At 27.2% G+C, this 559-nt stretch carries 1 protein-coding gene; it reads right to left on the bottom strand.

Features of this window, described 5'->3' with window-relative positions; all coding sequences use genetic code 4:
- On the bottom strand, nt 1-559 hold a 559-nt coding region (locus QMA87_RS00005; protein ID WP_283833607.1), incomplete at both ends, for an IS1634 family transposase.

Below are 559 nucleotides of genomic sequence, written 5' to 3'. Positions count from 1 at the left end.
ACTTTTTTATAGAATTTATATTTCTTTATTCCAATAATATTATCAGCAGTAACAACACCTTGTGAGTTTTGTTTTTTAATAAAATTATTAATTAAATTTCTACGATCTTCTTTATCTTTTTTAGCTCTTGAAGTACTGTGTGTAATTATTCTTCTTCGAATATTTTCGTTAATTCTTTTACCATTTCAATGCGAATTATATTCGTATTCTTTATATTTTGTTGTTGAGTTAATTTGTTTATAACCCGACTTATCAAGTGCAAACTCTTTAAACTCTTTTGAAGATGTTTTTAAACGGTAAGAAATAATAAAATCTATACCATTTGCCTCCAAAAATCTTATATTTCTGTTAATAGACATACCTTTATCGGCAATTATGGTCACTTTTTTAAGATTGTAAGTCTTTTTCATTTCGATAATAAAAGGAATAAATGTGTTGCAATCGGCAGTGTTTCCTCTGAATACTTTTAGCATAATTGGTATTCCATTTTCATCAGTGGCCATACCAATTACAACTTGATCTTCTTTAAATTTTCCATCTTTTGAATAGCCCGGAACTC

Origin of the sequence: Mycoplasma phocimorsus (assembly GCF_030077875.1) — a bacterium.
GTDB classification, from domain to species: domain Bacteria; phylum Bacillota_I; class Bacilli_A; order Mycoplasmatales; family Metamycoplasmataceae; genus Mycoplasma_H; species Mycoplasma_H phocimorsus.
This window is presented reverse-complemented; position numbering and strand designations above follow the sequence as displayed.